This is a genomic window from Phenylobacterium sp. NIBR 498073 (assembly GCF_027286305.1).
Lineage (GTDB): Bacteria > Pseudomonadota > Alphaproteobacteria > Caulobacterales > Caulobacteraceae > Phenylobacterium.
On record NZ_CP114599.1, the window covers coordinates 4,178,430 to 4,197,358 of the forward strand.

An 18,929-nucleotide genomic window follows, 5' to 3' on the forward strand; every position below is an offset into this window, starting at 1 on the left:
AGGCCGACCGCGTGCGGACCGCCGAGGGACCCTTCTATGGCGAACAAGCTCGCCCGCTATCAGTCCATGCGGGACTTCAGTCGGACGGCCGAACCGAGCGGCCGGGCGAAGGTCAAACCGGCGGCCCACCTGCGCTACGTGATCCAGAAGCACGCCGCGACCCGGCTGCATTACGACTTCCGACTGGAACTGGACGGGGTCTTCAAGTCCTGGGCGGTGACCAAGGGCCCCTCCCTCGACCCCCACGAACGTAGGCTGGCCGTCGAGGTCGAGGACCACCCGCTCGACTACGGCGATTTCGAGGGCACGATCCCCAAGGACCAGTACGGCGGCGGCAGCGTCATGCTGTGGGACCGCGGCTACTGGGCGCCAGAGCCGGGAACCGACCCGCACCAGGGCCTCGAGAAGGGCGACCTGAAGATCGTGCTGGCGGGCGACCGCCTGCACGGCGGGTTCGTCCTGGTCCGCATGAAGACCGACCGCGATGGCGGCGACAAGACCAACTGGCTGCTGATCAAGCACCGCGACCAGTTCGCCCGCGAAGGCGACGACGACGCCCTGCTCAAGGACAACGACACGTCCGTAGCCTCCGGCCGCTCCATGGCCGACATCGCCGCAGGCGCGGGCAAGGCGCCCAAGCCGTTCATCACCACCGCCAAGGGCAAGGCCGACGGCGTCTGGCAGTCCAAGCCGCGCGGCGCGCCGGCGTCCGCCCCCCCGCCCAAACCGGCCAAGCGCAAGACCGCTGCGATGCCGGACTTCATCGAACCGCAGCTCTGCCGCACGCAGGACAGGCCGCCGAACGGCTCGGGCTGGGCGCATGAAGTGAAGTTCGACGGCTACCGCATGCAGCTGCGCGTCGCCGACGGCGCGGCCCGGCTGCGCACGCGCAAGGGGCTGGACTGGACCGAACGCTTTCAGGCCCTCGCCGACGCCGCCGCCGGCTTGCCCGACTGCATCCTCGACGGCGAGGCCGTGGCCTTGGACGGCGACGACAAGTTGAGCTTTGCGGCGTTGCAGGCCGCGCTGTCCGACGGACGCAGCGACGAGCTGATCTACTACGCCTTCGACCTGCTGTTCGAGGACGGCGAGGACCTGCGCGAGCTGCCGCTTAGCGAGCGAAAGGCGCGGCTCAAGACCTTGCTCGACGGGCGCGACGACGCCATCCGCTACGTCGAGCACTTCGAGACGTCCGGCGAGGCGGTCTGGCGCTCGGCCCAGAGGCTCGACCTGGAAGGTATCGTCTCCAAGCGCCTGGCCGCACCTTATCGATCGGGCCGCAGCGACACCTGGAGCAAGGCCAAGCTGCGCCCCGGCGACGAGGTGGTGATCGGCGGCTGGACCGGCGAGAAGGGCCGCCTGCGCTCGCTGCTGGTCGGACGCTACCAGGACGGCGCATTGGTCTATGCCGGCCGGGTCGGAACCGGCTTCAGCAGCGCCGTGGTCAGCCGCCTTCTGCCCCGACTGGAAGCGGTTGCGAGCGCCGACAGTCCGTTCAGCGGCCCCGGAGCGCCGCGCAAGGACGGCGACATCAACTGGGCGCGGCCCGAACTGGTCGCCGAAATCGAGTTCGCCGGCTACACCGACGGTGGCGCGGTGCGGCAAGGCGCGTTCAAGGGCCTCCGCGAGGACAAGCCGGCCGGCGAGGTCGAGACCGAAGCCGCCGCCCTGTCCAATCCCGATAAGCCGGCGCAGCGGAGCAAGCGCATGGGCGATTCGATCGTGATGGGCGTGACCATCTCCAGCCCCGACAAGGCGCTGTGGCCGAACTCGGCCGACAGCGACGCGCCGGTCACCAAGCTCGAGCTCGCACGCTACCTGGAGGCGGTCGGCCCGTGGATGATGCCGCACATCGAGGGGCGGCCCTGCTCGATCATCCGCATTCCGGACGGGCTGGGCGGGGAGCAGTTTTTCCAGCGCCACGCCGGCAAGGGCGCCTCGCCGCTGCTCTCGCAGGTCGAGGTGTTCGGCGACCACGCCGCCTATCTGCAGGTCGACCGCGTCGAGGCCCTGGCCGCCCTGGCCCAGATCGGCGCGGCCGAGTACCACCCCTGGAACTGCCGCCCGCACGCGCCGGAGACCCCCGGACGGCTGATCTTCGACCTCGACCCCGGCCCCGACGTCGACTTCGACGCCGTGGTCGCAGCAGCCCGCGACGTGCGCGACCGGCTGGAGGACCTGGGGCTCATCGCCTTCTGCAAGACCACCGGCGGCAAGGGCCTGCACGTGGTGACGCCGCTGGCCCCGTCGAAGGGCGAGCTGGACTGGCCGACGGCCAAGGCCTTCGCCAAGAAGCTCTGCGAGCAGATGGCGGCCGACGAGCCGGCCCTCTATGTGGCGAACATGGCCAAGAAGCTGCGCCAGGGGCGGATATTCCTGGACTACCTGCGCAACGACCGGCTTTCGACGGCGGTCGCGCCGCTCTCCCCCCGCGCCCGCGACGGCGCCACGGTGTCGTTCCCGCTGACCTGGAGCCAGGTCCGCGCCGGCCTCGATCCGCGCCGCTACACGATCCGCACCGCGCCGGCGCTGCTGGCCAAGACCAACGCCTGGGCCGATTACGCCGAGGGCGAGCGGTCGCTGGAAGCCGCAATCAAGCGTCTGAGCTGACACATTGGCCGCAGCTTCGCCGCGAAGATGAACCCGACCCGAACAGCACGGTTCAGCTAAGGCTCAAGCACGCTCCCTCATGATGGCTCTCAGTTCGATAGGAGAGAGCTTATGAGGAAGTTTCTGACCGCCGCCGTCGCCCTGTCGGTCCTGGCCAGCGCGGGCGTCGCCTCCGCTCAGCCGTACCGCGGCGACGATCGTCGCGACCACGCCGAGCGCCACTACGACAAGCGCATGGACAAGGCCGAACGCAAGTACGACCGCGACGTGCGCAAGGCCGAGCGCAAGTACCGCGCCGCCGCCTATCACCGCCCGCCGGGTTATCACTACCGTCACTGGAACCGCGGCGACCGGCTGCCGCCGGCCTATCGCGCCGACCGCTACCGGATCAGCAACTACAACTACTACCGTCTGCCCCCGCCGCCGCGCGGCTACTACTACACCCGCGTCGACAACGACGTGGTGCTGACCGCCGCGGCGACCGGCATCATCGCCTCGGTCATCGTGGGGATGTTCCAGTAGGCCGTCAGGACGCCCGCTTGCGGGCGGGCGTCTTGCGCGGCGCGGCCTTCTTGCCGCCGCCGCGGGGGTCGCTCTTGCGCCGCGGCCCGCCCTCCCCGAGGCTGCGGCGAAGGGCCTCCATCAGGTCGATGACCTCGGCCTCCTTCGGCTCCTCGACCTTCGAGACGACGCCGTGGTGGGCCTCCTTCTCGGCGATCAGCTTGCGCAGGGCGTCCTCGTAGCGGTCGTTGAACTCGCTGGGGTCGAACGGGCCCTCGAGTTGTTCGATGATCTTCTCGGCGATGGCGACCATCTTCGGGTCGGCCTTGACGTCGGGAATGCGGTCGAAGAACTCGGCTGGGTCCTTCACCTCCTTGTTGTTGCGCAGGCTGTAGGCGAGGATTCCCTGGTCGCGCGGCTCCAGCGCCATCAGCCGCTCGCGCTGGTGCATCACCACCCGGGCCAGGGCCAGCTTGCCGGCCCCCTCCATCGCCTCGCGGATCACCCCGAAGGCCTCGGCCGCCATGTCCCCGTCGGGCGCCAAAAAATAGGGGTCGTTCCAGTAGAGCCGGTCGATCTCGGCCGCATCGACGAACCGCTCGATGTCGATGGTGCGGGTCGTCTCCAGCCGGACGTTCTTGATCTCCTCGTCGGTGACGACGACGTAGCGGCCCTTCTCGACCTCGTAGCCCTTGACGATGTCGGCCCGATCGACCGGCCCGGTCTCCGGGTCGGTGGGGATCATGCGGATGCGGTTGTGGGTCTCCTTGTGCAGCATGTTGAAGGAGACGTCGGCGCTGCGCGAGGTCGCGGTGTAGAGCGCCACCGGGCAGCTCACCAGCGACAGGCGCAGATAGCCCTGCCAGGTCGGACGCGCGGCCATGTTCCAAGACTCCCCTGCGGCCAGAGTCCCAGAACGCCGAGCTTGGCGATTCAGTTCTCGGGCAAGGCCAGGTCGGGCAGCACGTCCAATTGCTGGGCGTCGAGCTGGCGCTGGCGGAAACCGACGCGAAGGCCGCTCTGGCCCCCGAACTCGACCAGTTCGTCGCGGGCGCGGTCATAGGCCGGCCAGGCGATGTCGCAGGCCGGAGCCCCGCTCTTGGCGAAGGCGACCCAGCAGCCGTGCATCAGCGTGGCCATGGCCCGGTCGTCGGCCGCCACCATGCTGGGCGGCGTGCGCCGGCCCCAGTATTCGAACACGTACTGGATCTCGGCGGCGTGAGCGGCGGTGGTCACGCCCATCGGCCGGAAGCGCGAGCCGACATAGCTGAAATGATAGAGCCAGGCCGGCTGGCCGCCGGCCGCCTGGCCCGCCAGCCAGCGGGCCGGGCCGACCATATAGCGGTCGCCGAAGGCGGCGCGGACCAGGGCCTCGTCGCCCTTGGCGGCCTCGTCGGGATAGGCGGCTTTCACCGCCTCGGGGATCGAGACCGCCATCGCCGCGGCGTTCGGCAAGCGGCGTCCCAACAGCGAGTCCTCGCCGGAATTGGCCCCGATGATCAGCGGGACGTCGATCGCCTTGCCCGCGGCGAAGGCCTGGGCCGGGGTTTGCTTCAGCACCCGCCCGTCGACGAACGGGCCGTAGTCGGCGCCTGCGCCCTCGTCGGCCAGGGTCTGCGCCGGCAGGGCGCGCAGCTGCGTCAGGTCGCTCGCGCCGAGCTTGGCGGCCATGGCGGCGCCTTCGGCCTGCTCCTGCGCCAGGGTCCTGGGCGCGCTCCAGCCGCCGCCCGACTGCACCGCGGCCTTGTGGAACAAGCCCTTGGCGCCCGGTGCAGCGAGCAGGGCGAGCGTGCTGGCCCCGCCGGCGCTTTCGCCGAAGACCGCCACATTGCCCGGATCGCCCCCGAAGGCGGCGATGTTGCGCCGGACCCACTGCAGCGCCGCGATCTGGTCCATCAGGCCGTAGTTGCCGGCCTGGTCCTTGCCCAGCGCCGGATGGGCGAAGTAGCCCAGCGGGCCGAGCCGGTAGTTGATCGCCACCAGCACCACGCCGTCGCGGGCGAAATTCTGGCCGTCATAGATCCAGCCGGCCCCGGTCTTGTGACCGCCGCCGTGCAGCCAGACCATGACCGGCGCCTTCTTGCCCTCCAGCGGCGTGAAGACGTTGAGCTGCAGGCAGTCTTCGCTCGTCGGCCCGTTGGCGCTGCCCTCGTTGGGCGTGCCGTCGGCGTTCATCTTCTGCGGACACGAGGGGCCGTTGGCGGTCGCGTCCCGCTCGCCATTCCAGGCGAGCGGCTTCCTCGGCGGCGCCCAGCGCAGCGCGCCGACCGGCGGCGCGGCGTAGGGCACGTTGCGGAAGATCTTGGCCCGGTCGGTCTGGACGCCGGCCAGCACCCCGCTCTCGACCTTGACCTTCGGCCCGTCGGCGGCCTGGGCGGTCCCCGCCAGGACCAGGCTTCCGAAGACGATCGCACCCCAACGCAGCATGGCGTTTCCCCCTTGAGCGGCGGGGGAGAATTCGGCGCAAACCCCGGCAGGTCAAGGTTCAGTGGAAGTCGCGGCTGCGGATCAGGCCGCCGGTCACCCGGTTGCGGATGCGCGGCGCCGGCCCATCTTCGTCCTTCATCTCGGCCAGGCGGGGCGAGAGATCGGTGAACCGGCGGGCGACCACGTGGATGACGTTGCTCTCGCTCTGGATCTGGCCGTGCACCACCAGGAAGGACGAGGTCATCACCAGCCGGCGATTGGCGGCGAAGGCGTCCTGCCAGACCACGATGTTGGCCACGCCGGTCTCGTCCTCCAGGGTCATGAAGGTGACGCCCTTGGCCGTGCCCGGCCGTTGGCGCACCAGCACCAGGCCCCCGACCGTGACCAGTCTCCGGTCGCGCATCTTCGCCAGGTCGCGGGCCTTCACCGCGCCAAGGCTGTTGAGGCTTTCGCGGAAGAAACTGATCGGATGGGCGCGCAGCGACAGGCTGGTGGTGCGGTAGTCCTCCTCCACCTCCTGCGGCAGGTTCATCAGCGGCAGCTCGACCTGATGTTCCTTGACCCCCATGGCGGCGAGCAGCGGCGCGTCCTTCAGACTATTGGTCTCGTCGGCCAGCCCCTTCACCGCCCACAACGCCTGGCGGCGGGACAGGCCCAGCGAGGCGAAGGCGTCGGCCTCGGCCAGCAGTTCCAGCGAACGGCGCGACAGCCCGGCGTGGACCGCAAAGCCCTCGACGCTGCGCACGCCGGCATTTCGAGCCTCCACCAGACGTTCGGCCTCCTTGTCGCTGAACCCCTTGACCTGGCGCAGGCCCAGCCGCACCGCGCGCAGACGGTCCTCCCGGCTCGCCGGCTCCAGGGTGCAGTCCCAGTCGCTGGCCAGCACGTCGGGGCCGCGCACCTCCACCCCATGCTCGCGCGCGTCGCGGACCAGCTGGGCCGGCTGGTAGAAGCCCATCGGCTGGCTATTCAGCAGCGAGGCCAGGAAGGCGTCGGGCCAGCGCCATTTCACCCAGGCCGAGGCGTAGACCAGCAGCGCGAAGCTGATCGCGTGGCTCTCCGGGAAGCCATAGGAGCCGAAGCCTTCGATCTGCTTGAAGCAACGCTCGACGAAGGCCGGGTCGTAGCCGCGGCCCTTCATGCCCTCCAGGAACTTGGTCTCGTACTCGCCGACGCTGCCGAGGTGGCGGAAAGTGGCCATCGAACGGCGCAGGCCGTCGGCGTCGTTCTCGGAGAACTTCGCCGCCTCGATGGCGATGCGCATCGCCTGTTCCTGGAACAGCGGCACGCCCAGGGTCTTGCCGAGAATGGCCTGCAGCTCGTCCTGGGGATGCTCAGGTCCCGGGCGCGGATAGTCGACCGGCTCGATCCCGTCGCGGCGCTTCAGGTAGGGATGGACCATGTCGCCCTGGATCGGGCCGGGGCGGACGATCGCCACCTCGATGACCAGGTCATAGAACTTCCTCGGCTTCAGCCGCGGCAGCATCGACATCTGCGCCCGGCTCTCGACCTGGAAGACGCCGATCGAGTCGGCCCGGCTCAGCATCTCGTAGACCTCGGGGACCTCCTGCGGGATGTGGGCGATGTCGGTGACCTTCCGGCCGACGTCTCCCTCCGGGATCATGTCGAAGCTCTTTTTCAGGGCGGTCAGCATGCCCAGCGCCAGCACGTCGACCTTCATCAGGCCCAGCGCGTCGATGTCGTCCTTGTCCCACTCGATGAAGGTGCGGTCCTTCATGGCCGCGTTGCCGATCGGCACGGTCTCGTCCAGCCGCCGCTGAGTCAGCACATAGCCGCCGACGTGCTGCGACAGGTGGCGCGGGAACTTCAGCAGCTCGGTCGCCAGCCGCACCGCGCGGCGGATCTCCGGATTGGCCGGATCCAGCCCCGCCTGGACGATGTAGCTGTCGGGCACCTCCTCGCCCCAGCTGCCCCAGATGGTGCCGGCCAGGGCGGCGGTGACGTCCTCGGTCAGGCCCAGCGCCTTGCCGACCTGGCGGATCGCCATGCGCGGGCGGTAGTGGATGACGGTGGCGACGATGGCGGCGCGGTCACGGCCGTAGCGGCGATAGACGTACTGCATCACCTCCTCGCGGCGGGCGTGCTCGAAGTCGACGTCGATGTCCGGCGGCTCGCCGCGCTTTTCCGAGATGAAGCGCGAGAACAGCAGGTCCTGGTCATCCTTGGTCGGGTCGACCGCAGTAACCCCCAGGCAGAAGCAGACGCAGGAATTGGCCGCCGAGCCGCGGCCCTGGCAGAGGATGTCCTGCTCGCGCGCCCAGGCGACGATGTCGTGGACGGTCAGGAAATAGTTGGCGAAGCCGAGCTTCTCGATCAGGTCGAGCTCGTGCTCGAGGGTGCGGCGCTCCTTCTCGCCCATGCCCTTTTCGAACCGCCAGGACGCGCCCTCCCAGGTCAGGTCGCGCAGATGCTGGATCGCGCTCTTGCCCGGCGGCACCGGTTCGTCGGGATATTCGTAGCTGAGCTGGGAGAGGTCGAAATCGATCCGCTCGACGATCTCTAGGCTGCGTTCGACCGCGCCGGGAAAGCGGGTGAACAGCCGGCTCATTTCGGCCGGCGCCTTCAGGTGCCGTTCGGCGTTGGCCGCCAGCCGCAGGCCCGCCTCGTGGATGGTGCAGGTCTCGCGGATGCAGGTCAGCACGTCCTGCAGCGGACGCCGTTCCGGGGCATGGTAGAGGACGTCGTTGGTGGCGACCATCGGGGCGCCGGACCGTTCGGCCAGCGCCGTCAGCCGCGACATCCGTTGCAGATCGCGGGAGCCATAGGACCGCGACGCCGCCAGCCAAACATCGCCGCGCAGGTCGCCGCCGATCTGGACGACCTGGCGCTCGAACGCCTCGTCCAGACGGGTCGGCGGCACGATCAGCACCAGCTGGCCTTCGGCGTGATCGGCGAAGTCGCCCCAATGCAGCTCACAGCCGCCCTTCCCCGCCCGCAGCTGGCCGAGCGTCAGCAGCCGGGTCAGGCGGCCATAGGCCTCGCGGTCGGAAGGGTAGCAGAGCAGCGACGGCGTCCCGTCGGCGAAGTCCAGCCGGCAGCCGGTCAGGGCCTTCACCGCGAACGGCGTCTCCGCCATCGAACGCATCTGCGTCCAGGCCCGCACCACCCCGGCCAGCGAGTTGCGGTCGGTGATTCCGATCGCCGCCATCCCCAGCATGCCGGCCGCCGAGACCAGCTCCCAGGGATGCGAGGCGCCGCGCAGGAACGAGAAATTGGTGGCGACCTGGAGCTCGGCGTAGCGGGTCATCCGAACACCCCGTGCAGCCACCAGCGGGCCGGGACGCCGTCTTCGTAAAGCCCCTCGCGATAGACCCAGAACCGCGCCCCGTCCTGGTCCTCCACCCGGTAGTAGTCGCGGACGTGGCCGACGCTGACGCCATCGATATCGCCGCGCCACCACTCCTCGCCGATGCGCTCTGGGCCCTCGGCCCGGGCCACGCGGTGCAGGCGCTTGCGCCACTGAAACTGCCGCGGCGGGTCGTCGGGGGTCAGGGCCATGACCAGGTCCAGCGGTTCGGGCTGACGGAACAGCCGCACCGGCCGCGGCGCCTCCGGGCTCCAAGCCTGCGGCGGTATGGCGGCCAACGGCGGCGCCGGACGGGCCGACAGCTCGGGCACGTGGCTCTGCACCGGCGCGGTCCTCCAGACCCGCTCGCCGCCCAGGCGGTTGCTCAGCCGGTCGACCAGCGGGCCGAGCCCCTCCTCGATCGCCGGCTCGGCGCGCGCGTCCAGGCGGACCTGGCGACCGGACACCGCCTCCACCGCCTCGGCCTCGAGGGTGACCACGTCGATCCCGAAGCCGGGGTCGAGGGTCTCCAGCTTGGGGGCCAGCAGCTTGGCGATCCGGGCCGGGTCGCGGGCGGCGAGCGCCAGCCCGACTTCCAGCGGCAGGGCCCGGCCGTCGAGCCGGTGAAAGACCAGGCGGAAGCGGCGGGCGCCCCGCCCCTCCTGCTCCAGGCGCGCGCACAGCTTGGCGGCGACGTCGCGCGTCACCCGCTGCAGGTCCTCCAGGGCGCTGATCGGCTCGAAGAAGGCCAGCCGCGCGAACCAGGGATGCGGCGGGCGGCGAAAGCTCAGCGCCTCTTCCGCGCGGCCCATGGCCTGGTCGATCCGCACCAGGGTCTGCTGGCCGAACCGGCGGGCCAGCGGCGCGCGCGGCATGCCCAGGACCTGCAACAGCAGCCGCAGGCCCAGCCGCTCCATCTGGGCGGCCGCCGCCGGGTCCAGCCGCAGGGCGGCCGGCGGCAGATAGGCCAGCAGGTCGGCCTGGCCGTTCGGCGGGACGATGATCTCCGCGCCCTTGCCGTAGTGGGCCAGCGCCCAGGCCGCGCCGGGCGTGTCGGCGACTGCGCCGCGCACGAAGATCCCGTTGGCCGCCAGTCGGGCGCGATAGTCGGCGAGCAGTTGCGCCTCGCCGCCCCACAGGTGCGCGACGCCGCTGATGTCGAGGAAGAGACCGTCGGGCGCAGCCTCGGCCACGGCCGGCGAGAACCGCACCGACCAGTCGGCCAAGGCGGTCAGGGCCTCGGCATCGGCCTCCGGCTCGCTGTCGGCGACGATCAGGTCGGGGACCAGGGCCATGGCGTCGGTCGCCTTCTGACCGGCGAACAGGCCGAGCGCGCGGGCCGCCTTGTCCGCCGCCGCCAGCCGCCGCGCGCCCCTGACGGTCTCGACCAGGGCGAAGGGACGGGGCCGCTCTTTCTCCCCCAAGACTGGAGGAACCACGGACAGCTTCTCAGCTGGCGAGGCGTTGCGCCGGCGCCAGTTGGCGATCGCCCAGTTCGGCGACCAGACGCAGAGGATGCGGGCCATTCTCGGCCTCCCAGGTGTATGCGGCCTCGGCTTCCATCAGCCATGCGCCGGTCCTCCCGCCCCGGCAGCGCTCCAGTTCGACCCGCCAGCGCGGCGGCCCGAGGCCGAATTCCCCCGGCCCAGGGTCGCTGGGCGCAGGCGTGATCTTCCAACGGGTGGCGGCGGCCGAGCCCGCCGTCTCCTTGCGCGCCGCCCCGCCATAGGGCCGGCGGCGGATCATGAAGCCGGTGGCCCCATGCTTCTCGCAGGCCAGTTGCAGCCGCCGCCCGGCTGTCAGGTCCACACCTTCCACCTCGGCGAAGACGGCCGCCACGCCGAGGGTCGACAGCGCGTCCTCGGCCACCGCCAAGGCCTCGTCCTCGTCGCGGGCGCAGACCTGGATCAGCCGTTCGGCCGGAAAGCCCAGCCCGACCAGGCCGGGGGCGAAAAGGTCGTCCCGCCGCAGGATCCACACCGCCTGTCCGCGGCGGGCCAGCGGCGCAGCGGCCAGGGCGGCGAAGGCGGCCGGACAGGCGCCGAGTTCGGTCTCCATTCCGGCGCCCAGCAGTTCGTGCCATTGGCCCAGCGGCAGCCCGCCGCCCGGCAGGCAGGCATCGATCGTCCCGGCCCCGAACGGCAGGGACTCGGAGTCCGCCCGCCTGCCCGCCTCGAGGGCGGCGATCTTCGCCTTGAGAGCCGCCAGTCGGCTGTCGCGAAAACCGGACATGGATTTTTCGTTCTCCGAAGTTCTACTTTTGTTCTAGTTTCGACGACGAGAGAGTCAAGCACCTCGCGGTGGTGCTATGCTCGGTGGAAAGAGACGAACGGGAGGTCCTATGTCCGCCGCAGTTCAGCTTCTCGTCGGCACCCGCAAGGGCGCCTGGATCTATCGCAGCGACGCCGCGCGACAGGCCTGGTCGGTGCAGGGCCCGATCTTCCTCGGCCATATCGTCAATCACCTGGTGCTCGATCCGCGCGACGGAAAGACCCTGCTGATGGCCGCCTCGACCGGCCATCTCGGGCCGACGATCTTCCGCTCCACCGACGAGGGCCGGAGCTGGGCCGAAGCCGAGCGGCCGCCTGCCTTTCCCAAGGTCGAGGGCGACGGACCGGCCCGCGCGGTCGATCACAGTTTCTGGCTGGAGCCCGGCCACGCCGGCGAACCTGGCGTCTGGTGGGCCGGAACCTCGCCGCCCGGCCTGTTCCGCAGCGCTGACGGCGGGGCGACCTGGGACAGCGTCGCCGGCTTCAACGACCATCCGAACTACTGGGACTGGTGCCCGGCCGACGGCGGCACCCCCGACGGGGCGCTGCTCAACCAGATCCAGATCGACCCGCGCGATCCCCGTCACATGTACATCGCCACCTCGACCGGCGGCGTGTTCGAAAGCCTCGACCAGGCGGCGACCTGGAAGCCGCTGAACCAAGGGGTGGAGGCCAACTTCTTCCCCGACCCCTATCCGGAATACGGCCAGGACGCGCACTATATCGCGCTGGCTCCCACCATGCCCGACCGCATCTGGCAGCAGAACCACTGCGGCATCTACCGTCTCGACCGCCCGGCCGAACGCTGGGACCGGATCGGCCAGGCCATGCCGGAAGAAATCGGCGACATCGGCTTCACCATCGTCCCGCACCCGCGCGACGCCGACAGCGCCTGGGTGTTTCCGATGGACGGCACCGAGGTCTGGCCGCGCACCAGCCCGGGCGGGCGACCGGCGGTCTACCGCACCCACGACGCCGGCAGGAGCTGGCGGCGCCATGACGCCGGTTTTCCGGCCGAGCAGGGCTGGTTCACGGTCAAGCGCCAGGCCTTCTGCGCCGACGCCAATGACCCGGTCGGGCTCTATCTGGGCGCCACCAACGGCGAGGTCTGGATGAGCGACGACGAGGGCGCGGGCTGGCGGCCGATCGCCCGGCACCTGCCGGAGATCTATTCCGTGGTGGCCGCGCCGCTCTGATGGTTCAGGTGTTCATCCCCTCGCAGCTGACCTCCTACACCGACGGGGTCAGCCGGCTGGCGGCGGCGGGCGGCAGCATCGAGCAGGTGCTCGACGACCTGGACCGCCGCTTCCCGGGCCTGAAGTTCCGCGTGGTCGACGAGCAGGACCGAATCCGCCGCCACATGCGCATCTTCCGGAACGGCGACCGCGCCAAGGACATCGGCCAGCCGGTGGACGAGACCGACGAGGTGCTGATCTTCGGGGCGCTCTCGGGCGGCTAGAGGATCTCGTCGGGCTCCGGCGTGATCGGAAAGCGGACGGCGGCGATCTCCTCGCGCCCCTCCATCCAGGCCTTGGCCAGCCGGTGGCCGCCGTCCATCAGCCGGCCCTCGGCGCAGAGGATCACCGGATAGGCGAGATCGGCGTCGAAGATCCGCCGCGCATGCTCGGCCACCTTGCGGACGGTGGGGACGTGGCGCTCCTGGAACCAGCAGTCGACGTCGAACTCGGCGATGTCGGCGAGCTTCACCCGCTCGATGGGCAGGTCGGCGGCGAGCGCCCACAGCCGGTCGGTCCACCAGAGGCCCCGGCCGCCCGGCACAGGTCGCGTGTACTTCTCGCGGCTCAGGGGCTGCGGCGTCTGGGTCATATGGCCTCCCTGCGGAGGCCGAGGTTGCGCGAGGCCGCGCCGCCCGGCAAGGCGGCGCGGCCTCTGGCGGATCAGAAGCGCAGGGTGCGCGCTTCCTTGACGTGCGGCAGGGCGCGGATCTTCTCGACCAGCGCGTCGCCCGGATCCTGGTCGACGCCGACCAGGGCGATGGCGTCTTCCCCGGCCGAGACGCGACCGAGGTTGAAGGTCGCGATGTTGACCTGGGCCTCGGCCAGCAGCGCGCCGAGCGCGCCGATGAAGCCCGGCTTGTCGAGGTTGTTGACGTACAGCATCGTCGTGGCGAACGGGGCGTCCAGGTCCATGCCCTTGACCTCGACCACGCGCGGCGCGCCGGCGATCACGGTGCCGGCGAACGAACGCTTGCCGAGCGCCGTGGTGACGGTGATCCGGACCAGGCTGTCGAAGATCGGCGAGTCGTCCTGCTTGCTCTCCGAGACGGTGATGCCGCGGTCCTTGGCCACGGCCGGAGCCGAAACCATGTTCACCTCGGCCAGCATCGGACGCAGGGCGCCGGCCAGCGCCGCAGCGGTCAGCGGGCGGGTGTTGAGGTTGGCGACTTCGCCCTCGTAGGCGATGTCCACGGCCTTGACCTCGACGTCGACCATCTGGCCGGCGAAGGCGCCCAGGCGCTCGGCCAGGGCCACGAACGGCTTCAGCTTCGGGGCTTCGTCGGCCGTGACCGACGGGCTGTTGAGGGCGTTGGAGACCGCGCCGGTGAGCAGGTAGTCGCTCATCTGCTCGGCCACCTGCAGGGCCACGTTCTCCTGGGCTTCCATGGTCGAAGCGCCCAGGTGCGGGGTGGCGATGAAGTTCTCGGCGCCGAACAGCACGTTGTCCTTGGCCGGCTCCTCGACGAACACGTCGAAGGCGGCGCCGCCGATGTGACCCTCGTCCAGGCCCTTGCGCAGGGCCGCTTCGTCGACCAGGCCGCCGCGGGCGCAGTTGATGATCAGCACGCCCTTCTTGGTCTTGGCCAGGTTCTCGGCCGACAGGATATTGCGGGTCTTGTCGGTCAGCGGGGTGTGCAGGGTGATGACGTCGGCGCGGGCCAGCAGGTCATCCAGCTCAACCTTCTCGACGCCCATCTCGACGGCGCGTTCAGCCGACAGGAAGGGGTCGTAGGCGACGACCTTCATCTTCAAGCCGTTGGCGCGGTCGGCGACGATGCCGCCGATGTTGCCGGCCCCGATCAGGCCGAGCGTCTTGGCGTAGAGCTCCACGCCCATGAATCGGTTCTTTTCCCACTTGCCGGCCTGGGTCGAGACGTCGGCGGCCGGCAGCTGGCGGGCCAGGGCGAACATCATGGCGATGGCGTGTTCGGCGGTGGTGATCGAGTTGCCGAACGGGGTGTTCATCACCACGATCCCCTTGGAGGTCGCGGCAGGGATGTCGACATTGTCCACGCCAATGCCGGCGCGGCCGATGACCTTCAGGTTGCCGGCGGCGGCGATGACGTCCTTGTCGGCCTTGGTGGCCGAGCGGACGGCCAGGCCGTCATAGTCGTTGATGATCTTGAGCAGTTCTTCTTTCGACAGACCGGTCTTCACGTCGGCGTCGACGCCGCGCTGCTTGAAGATGTCGATGGCGGCCGGGCTCAGCTTGTCGGCGATAAGGACGCGGGGCATGGGGGTTTCCTTGCAGGAATGAGGATAGGCGTCCTCGGCTCCACGCGGTTTTCGGGCGTGAAGTCACGAGGACGCGAGTAGGGCTCTAGGCGGCTTGCAGCTGCTCGAGGGTCGTGGCGAACGCCCAGTCGAGCCACGGGGTCAGGGCCTCGATGTCCGAGGTCTCGACCGTGGCGCCGCACCAGATGCGCAGGCCGGCCGGGGCGTCGCGGTAGCCGCCGATGTCGAGGGCCGCGCCCTCCTTTTCGAGCACCGAGGCCAGCTTCTTGGCGAAGTCGGCCTGGACGTCGTCGGCCAGGGCCGCGACGCGGGCGTCGACCACCTTCAGGCAGACCGAGGTGTTCGAGCGGGTCGCCGGGTCGGCGGCCAGGAAGTCCACCCAGTCGGTCTTTTCGACCCAGGCGGCCAGGGCCGCCAGGTTGGCGTCGGCGCGGCGCTGCATCTCGGCCAGGCCGCCGATCTGGGCGCCCCACTTCAGGGCGTCGATGGCGTCTTCCACGCAGAGCATCGAGGGCGTGTTGATCGTCGCGCCTTCAAAGATGTCCTTGGCCAGCTTGCCGGCCTTGGTCATGCGGAACAGCTTCGGCATCGGCCAGGCCGGGGTGTAGCTTTCCAGCCGGGCGACCGCGCGCGGCGACAGGATCAGGATCCCGTGCGCGCCCTCGCCGCCCAGCGCCTTCTGCCAGGAGAAGGTCACGACATCGAGCTTGGCCCAGTCGAGATCCTGGGCGAAGGCGGCGCTGGTGGCGTCGCAGATGGTGATGCCTTCACGGTCGGCGGCGATGAAGTCGGCGTTCGGGACGCGGACGCCCGAGGTGGTGCCGTTCCAGGTGAAGACCAGGTCGGCGTCCTTGCGCACCTTGGTCAGGTCCGGCAGTTCGCCGTACGGCGCATCCAGGACTTCGGCCGGCAGCTTCAGCTGCTTGGTCACGTCGGTGACCCAGTCCTTGCCGAAGCTCTCGAAGGCCAGCAACTGGACCGGCTTGGGACCCAGCATCGACCACATCGCCATTTCCACGGCGCCGGTGTCCGATCCGGGCACGATGCCGATCAGGAAGTCGTCCGGAACCTCCAGCACCTGACGGGTGCGGTCGATCGCTTCCTGCAGGCGCGTCTTGCCCAGCTTCGAGCGGTGCGAGCGGCCGAGCACGGCGTTCTGGAGATTTTCGGGGGTCCAGCCGGGGCGCTTGGCGCACGGGCCGGAAGAAAACTCGGGGCGAGCCGGGCGCATGGCCGGCTTGGCGAGGGTCGTCATAGCGATGTCTCCCATCCTTACAGATGAGCAGCACCCCGTTGGGGGGGTGTGGCCCGCGGCGGAGAAACTCCGGATCGCGGCGCAGCGCAAGCGAAAATTTTCGGACGTTCGTCGCCGGCGCACCCTGCGCGGCTAGGCCGCCCGTCGTCGGCGCTGGAGCAGGCCGACCACCGCGCCGCCCAGCAGGCAGGCGCTGATTCCCAGGAAATTCAGGTTGTTGATCCAGATGTACAGCATGTCGACGGGACGCGACGTGACGATGTAGAACGCGTGCAGACTGAACTGCACCGCATAGAGCAACATGACGCCGCCGAGCCAGAAACTGGCGAAGCTGACGGTGATGATCAGCAGGCCGATGGCGGTGAGGCCGTCCAGGGTGAGCCGGGCGAGCGCCTGGGCCGAGTCCGGCAACAGCAGTCCGCTCAGGATCGACAGCACGACGTTGGCGCCGACAATGGCGCCGCCGACCCGCTCGGCGAATGTGCCCTTCCAGAGGGCCAGCAGCGAGATTCCCAAGGTGAGGGCGATCAGGCCAAGAACGATCGGTGATGTCGGCATAGCACTGCGCCCCTAACTCGCATTAGGGGCGCAGCACCAGTTAATCTATTGCAACCAAATCGGCTCAGCCGACTTCGCGCATCGCCGTCACGGTTTCGCGCTTCCGCATGGCCGGCTTGTCCATGTAGCCGAGCTTGGTGCGGATGCCGAGGCGCAGCTGGGCTTCCGCCAGCTCGTTGTGCACGCCGACCATGGAGCTCCGGGCTTCTCCCAGGGCCTTGATGGCTTCCACCATCTTCACCTGCACTTCGTCAGCGAAGACGAGCGAGGCGTTAACTTCCGAGCGGGCCTTCAGCAGATCCGCCAGCAGTTCAGTGGCTTCGACCATGGCCTGGTCAACCGCCGCTTCCGTCGAGAACAACTTGGTCGCGACACGCTGCGCGACAAACGCCTTTTCCATGGGGAACCCCTCCGAGGAAATTAACCAACTCCGTCAAGGTAAACCGGAGGTTAAATTCTACCTAGGAGATTCATGTTCCGTTAACCACGATTTTATCGCTCGACGGTTGTGATCGTGGCTTTGGCGCCACAGTTCGCCCCTCAAGCGAGCCGTCTGGAAGCGAACCGTTAGGAGAATTCGCCTAAATCGAGAGCTCGGATGAAGCCCCGGCGCCATGACTGACCAGCCTCGCACCACCGTCTCGCGGCCCCAGATGACCTTCCACGCGCGCGTGGCGGGGGTGGCCCTGATCACGACCGTGGTCGTACTGGTGGCCGCCTGCCTGACGTTCATGCTTCAGCAGTGGGCCGTCGCCCGCGAACAGAACCACCAAGCCCACCGGGCGCTCTCCGAGGTCGTGGCCAGCGCCGCCGCTCCCGCCCTCGCCGCCCAGGATCGCGACAGCGCAAAGCACTCCATTGCTACGCTCGGCAGCGACGGCAGCGTCACCCTGGCGGTGTTGAAAGACGCCTCGGGCGCGACCGTCGCCAGCTTCCGGCGCCCCGAACCGCTGATGTCGGAGTCGTTCGAGGTGATCACCACCCCGGTGATGGCGGCCGACCGCAAGGTCGGCGAACTGAGTCTGACCTTCGAGACCCCCGCCCTCACCGCGCTGCTGCCGCAGTTCGTCGCCCTGACCCTGGCCCTGCTGTTCGGAGGCGTGGGCGTAGCGCTGTTCCTGGCCCGCGGACTCGCCTCTCGGGTGATTGCGCCCGTGCTCAAGCTGTCCGAAGCAATGCACGACGTCGCCGCCAGCGGCCGCTTCGCGCCCGTCGAGGTTGAAGCTGACGACGCCCTGTTCCGCAGTCTGACCGACAGCTTCAACCACCTATTGGCGAAGCTCGACGAGCGTGAGCAGGCGCTGCAGCGGACCCTGCGCGAACTGGTCGAGGCGCGTGACGCGGCCAACGCCGCCAACGTGCTGAAGTCGCAGTTCCTGGCGAACATGAGCCACGAGATCCGCACTCCGCTCAACGGCGTGCTGGCCATGGCCGAGGTCATGTCGATGGGCGACCTGACCCAGGTGCAGCGCGAGCGCCTGGACGTCATCCGCCAATCCGGCGGCCTGCTGCTGGCCGTGCTCAACGACGTGCTCGACCTCTCCAAGATCGAGGCCGGCAAGCTCACCCTGCTGGTCGACGACTTCGACCTGGACACCGCCATTTCCCCGACCCGCGACTCGTTCTCGGTGATCGCCCAGGGCAAGGGCCTGGATTTCAAGGTCGAGGTGGCCGAGGAGGCGCGCGGCGCCTGGCGCGGCGACGCCGACCGCATCCGCCAGATCGTCGGCAACCTGCTGTCCAACGCCGTCAAGTTCACCCTGCAGGGGGAAGTCAGCGCGTGCTTCGACGTCGCGCCCTCGGGCGTGCTGCGCCTGGTGGTCCGCGACAGCGGCGTCGGCATCGCCACCGAAAAGCAGGCCGGGCTGTTCGAGAAGTTCACCCAGGCCGACAATTCCGCGACCCGTCGCTTCGGCGGCACCGGGCTGGGCCTGGCCATCTGCCGCGAGCTGACCCAGATGATGGGCGGCGTGATCAGCGTCGAGAGCCGCGAGGGCCAGGGCTCGGTGTTCACCGTCGAGCTGCCGCTGGACCGCGGCGAGCTGGCCGTCGAGGCGCCGGTCGCGCCGCAGGCCGCTGAGGAGGCCGACGAAGGCGCCCTGCGCCTGCTGGCCGCCGAGGACAACCCGACCAACCAACAGGTCCTGGCCGCGGTCATGGGCTCGCTGGGCATCGACATCGACATCGTCGCCAACGGCCGTCTGGCCTTCGAGGCCTGGCGCGATGGGTCTTATGACCTGATCCTGATGGACATCCAGATGCCGGTCATGGACGGCATCGACTCCGCCCGCGCCATCCGCGGGGCCGAGCGCGAGGCCGGCCGCCCGCGCACCCCGATCATCGCCCTGACGGCCAACGCCCTGTCGCATCAGGTCGAAGAGTACCTGGCCGCCGGCATGGACGGCCACGTGGCCAAGCCGATCGAGATCGCCAAGCTCTACGAGGCGATCAGCCGGGCCCTGACCGAGGCCGCCGCGGCCGGCGCCGCCAGCGGAGCCGTGGCCGCGGCCTGACCGCGCCCGCGGGCA

General features: G+C 69.6%; 15 protein-coding genes. 5 read left to right on the forward strand and 10 right to left on the reverse strand.

Translation table 11 applies throughout. The features are described 5' to 3' along the window. The first annotated feature begins 36 nt into the window (after nucleotides 1-36). Nucleotides 37-2,610, forward strand: coding sequence for a DNA ligase D (ligD, locus tag O4N75_RS20715; RefSeq protein WP_269627287.1), 2,574 nt, complete (start codon nucleotides 37-39; stop codon nucleotides 2,608-2,610). 111 nt (nucleotides 2,611-2,721) lie between these two features. Beyond that, on the forward strand, nucleotides 2,722-3,132 hold the full coding sequence (locus O4N75_RS20720; protein ID WP_269627288.1) for an RcnB family protein: 411 nt from the start codon (nucleotides 2,722-2,724) through the stop codon (nucleotides 3,130-3,132). Nucleotides 3,133-3,136: 4 nt separating this feature from the next. Here O4N75_RS20720 and O4N75_RS20725 read toward each other — a convergent pair whose 3' ends face one another. The 5 genes from O4N75_RS20725 to O4N75_RS20745 are packed head-to-tail and all read right to left on the reverse strand — an operon-like array spanning nucleotide 3,137 to nucleotide 11,077. Further along, nucleotides 3,137-3,994 carry a Ku protein gene (locus tag O4N75_RS20725; RefSeq protein WP_269627289.1) on the reverse strand — a complete coding sequence of 286 codons (858 nt, stop codon included), beginning with the start codon at nucleotides 3,992-3,994 and terminating at the stop codon, nucleotides 3,137-3,139. Nucleotides 3,995-4,044: 50 nt separating this feature from the next. Then, nucleotides 4,045-5,538, reverse strand: a complete 1,494-nt coding sequence (locus O4N75_RS20730; RefSeq protein ID WP_269627290.1) for a carboxylesterase family protein — start codon at nucleotides 5,536-5,538, stop codon at nucleotides 4,045-4,047. Nucleotides 5,539-5,596: 58 nt separating this feature from the next. Further along, a complete protein-coding gene (locus tag O4N75_RS20735; RefSeq protein WP_269627291.1) occupies nucleotides 5,597-8,806 on the reverse strand; it encodes an error-prone DNA polymerase in 3,210 nt (1,069 codons plus the stop codon). After that, nucleotides 8,803-10,371: a DUF6504 family protein gene (locus tag O4N75_RS20740; RefSeq protein WP_269627292.1), complete on the reverse strand. Its 1,569-nt coding sequence runs from the start codon at nucleotides 10,369-10,371 to the stop codon at nucleotides 8,803-8,805. The genes O4N75_RS20735 and O4N75_RS20740 overlap by 4 nt, the downstream gene beginning before the upstream one ends. Next, on the reverse strand, nucleotides 10,295-11,077 hold the full coding sequence (locus O4N75_RS20745) for a protein imuA (RefSeq protein WP_269627293.1): 783 nt from the start codon (nucleotides 11,075-11,077) through the stop codon (nucleotides 10,295-10,297). Before O4N75_RS20745 ends, O4N75_RS20740 begins: the two co-directional genes overlap by 77 nt. Before the next feature lie 109 nt (nucleotides 11,078-11,186). Here O4N75_RS20745 and O4N75_RS20750 point away from each other — a divergent pair, with 109 nt between their 5' ends. Both O4N75_RS20750 and O4N75_RS20755 read left to right on the forward strand, forming a co-directional pair. Then, nucleotides 11,187-12,311 carry a glycosyl hydrolase gene (locus tag O4N75_RS20750; RefSeq protein ID WP_269627294.1) on the forward strand — a complete coding sequence of 375 codons (1,125 nt, stop codon included), beginning with the start codon at nucleotides 11,187-11,189 and terminating at the stop codon, nucleotides 12,309-12,311. After that, complete coding sequence (locus tag O4N75_RS20755; RefSeq protein WP_269627295.1) at nucleotides 12,311-12,574, forward strand: MoaD/ThiS family protein; 264 nt, start codon at nucleotides 12,311-12,313, stop codon at nucleotides 12,572-12,574. Before O4N75_RS20750 ends, O4N75_RS20755 begins: the two co-directional genes overlap by 1 nt. Here the strand turns inward: O4N75_RS20755 and O4N75_RS20760 are convergent. The 5 genes from O4N75_RS20760 to O4N75_RS20780 all read right to left on the reverse strand — a co-directional run bounded on the left by O4N75_RS20760 (nucleotide 12,571) and on the right by O4N75_RS20780 (nucleotide 16,801). Further along, on the reverse strand, nucleotides 12,571-12,942 hold the full coding sequence (locus O4N75_RS20760; protein WP_269627296.1) for a hypothetical protein: 372 nt from the start codon (nucleotides 12,940-12,942) through the stop codon (nucleotides 12,571-12,573). The genes O4N75_RS20755 and O4N75_RS20760 overlap by 4 nt on opposite strands. Nucleotides 12,943-13,013: 71 nt before the next feature. Further along, complete coding sequence (gene serA / locus O4N75_RS20765) at nucleotides 13,014-14,588, reverse strand: phosphoglycerate dehydrogenase (protein WP_269627297.1); 1,575 nt, start codon at nucleotides 14,586-14,588, stop codon at nucleotides 13,014-13,016. 85 nt (nucleotides 14,589-14,673) lie between these two features. After that, nucleotides 14,674-15,843, reverse strand: a complete 1,170-nt coding sequence (locus O4N75_RS20770; protein WP_269627298.1) for a phosphoserine transaminase — start codon at nucleotides 15,841-15,843, stop codon at nucleotides 14,674-14,676. Between the two features lie 132 nt (nucleotides 15,844-15,975). After that, on the reverse strand, nucleotides 15,976-16,401 hold the full coding sequence (locus O4N75_RS20775; RefSeq protein WP_269627299.1) for a hypothetical protein: 426 nt from the start codon (nucleotides 16,399-16,401) through the stop codon (nucleotides 15,976-15,978). A 64-nt stretch (nucleotides 16,402-16,465) separates the two neighbouring features. Next, complete coding sequence (locus O4N75_RS20780; RefSeq protein ID WP_267231634.1) at nucleotides 16,466-16,801, reverse strand: hypothetical protein; 336 nt, start codon at nucleotides 16,799-16,801, stop codon at nucleotides 16,466-16,468. A 214-nt stretch (nucleotides 16,802-17,015) separates the two neighbouring features. On the opposite strand from O4N75_RS20780, the gene O4N75_RS20785 reads away from it, so the two are divergent. Continuing rightward, entirely contained in the window at nucleotides 17,016-18,914 is a 1,899-nt protein-coding gene (locus O4N75_RS20785; RefSeq protein WP_269627300.1) for an ATP-binding protein, read from the forward strand. Nucleotides 18,915-18,929: the final 15 nt, after the last annotated feature.